We start from the raw sequence: 1,404 nt of genomic DNA, 5'->3' as shown, positions 1-1,404 counted from the left end.
GGGGCGTGTCAAGTTTTCTGTGTAAGGGGCCGGTCAGTTAGCCCCTCTGCCGGGTGGTCAGAGTGGGAGTCTGTTGGGGAATTGCACGGCGAAGGCGTTCAACGCTTGGTGCCATCCCTGGGTGCCGGTGCCGAGTTCGCCACCGCGGGTGGTTTCGATGTTCCGGATGCCGAGATAGACCAGCTTGATCGCCGCCTCAGCCGAGGGGAATGAGCCCCTGGTTTTGGTGATCTTCCGGAGTTGATAGTTGATCGACTCGATTTGATTCGTCGTGTAAATGACCTTGCGGATCTCGGGGGTGAACGCCAGGAACGGAGTGAAGTCCTCCCACGCATTGCGCCACGCCAACACCGCCCCTGGGGCCTTGGTGCCCCAGGTTTCGGCGAAGGCCTCCATCGCCATCTCGGCGGCCTGCACGGTGGCCGCGGTGTAGATCGGCTTCATGTCCTTGGCCATGGTCTTGCGGTCGGTGTAGGAGGCGTACTTCATGGCCGATCGCAGTAGGTGCACCACGCAGGTCTGCACCACGGTCTCGGGGTAGACGCTGTTGACCGCGGCCGGCAGCCCGGTCAGCCCGTCGCAGCACAGGATCAAGATGTCCTTGGCTCCGCGATTGCGGATTTCCGTCAGCACGTTGGCCCAGAACTTGGCCCCCTCGGTGGCGCCGAGCCATAGGCCCAGCACCTGCTTACGGCCCTCCAGATCGACGCCTACGGCCACGTGGCAGGCTTTGTTGGCCACGACTCCACCGTCGCGGATCTTCAACCAGATCGCATCGATGTAGACGATCGGATACACCGTCTCCAGCGGCCGGGACTGCCAGAGGGCGATCTCGTCTGTCACCACGTCGGTGACCCTGGAGATGGTCGCGGCGGAAACCTTGGAGCCGTAGATCTACTCGATGTGTGAGCCGATATCCCGTGTCGTCATTCCACGGGCGTAGAGGGACAGGATCATGTCCTCGACCTTGCCCAGCCGGCGGGCCCTCTTGGGAACGATTACCGGCTCGAACGAGCTATTGCGGTCCCGCGGCACGGTCAGCTCCACAGGGCCCTGGAGGGTCTGGACGCTCTTGGTGGTCTTGCCGTTGCGGGAGTTGCCGCTCCCATGGCCGGCGGGGTCTCCGGCCTCGTAGCCCAGGTGGTCACTGAGTTCGGCTTCCATGGCCCGCTCCAGCACGGCCTTGGTCATCCGCGTCAGCAGCTCCTCGACCCCATGGCGGCCCTCACCGAGCTCCTCGGCGGCGGTCACCATCGCGTCGATCTGATTGGCGTTGAGAACCCCAGCGAGGGGGTTCTGCGCACCAGCAATTTCGGTCATTCGGTCGGTCCTTCCAAGAGGTGAAACCCGTAGGTCACACCTCGGTTCGAGACCGGACCCTTACACACTCAATGAAACACCCTC

1 pseudogene is annotated in these 1,404 nt (G+C 63.2%); it reads right to left on the bottom strand.

Annotated elements, in window-relative coordinates:
- Positions 1-57: 57 nt before the first annotated feature.
- Positions 58-1,320: pseudogene (locus tag G6024_RS12005) on the bottom strand (IS256 family transposase).
- Between the last annotated feature and the right edge of the window lie 84 nt (positions 1,321-1,404).

The organism is Dietzia maris (assembly GCF_014144855.1).
Lineage (GTDB): Bacteria > Actinomycetota > Actinomycetes > Mycobacteriales > Mycobacteriaceae > Dietzia > Dietzia kunjamensis.
Note: the sequence above shows the minus strand (reverse complement) of the source record. Positions and strands in the feature narration are given on the sequence as shown.